Raw genomic sequence first — 280 nt, 5'->3', positions numbered from 1 at the left:
CGCGGCGCGGGCCGGGGACGGACGTGGGCAACCGCACGCTGACCACGAGAGCGGCTGAAACGAGGAAACCGAGCACCGTTCCCGCGAACAGGTTGTGAAAGCTGATGACGGTCAGCAGCGCGGCGGCCAGCATCGGGGAAATCAGGCTTTCCAGGTCGTAGGCCAGCCGGGACAGCGACAGCGCCTTCGTGTAGTCCTCTTCGTCGGGAAGGATGTCCGGGATGGTGGCCTGGAAGGTCGGCGTGAAGCCGGCGGATGCCGCCTGCAGAACGAAGATCAG

General features: G+C 66.1%; 1 protein-coding gene. It reads right to left on the bottom strand.

Annotation, left to right across the window (positions count from 1 at the left end):
* On the bottom strand, positions 1 to 280 hold a 280-nt coding region (locus tag KVS69_RS19405), incomplete at both ends, for an MFS transporter (protein WP_345776831.1).

Source organism: Stenotrophomonas sp. GbtcB23 (genome assembly GCF_019091045.1).
In the GTDB taxonomy this organism is placed as follows: domain Bacteria; phylum Pseudomonadota; class Gammaproteobacteria; order Xanthomonadales; family Xanthomonadaceae; genus Stenotrophomonas; species Stenotrophomonas rhizophila_A.
The sequence above is the reverse complement of the archived record's forward strand: the minus strand, read 5'-3'. Positions and strand labels throughout refer to the sequence as shown.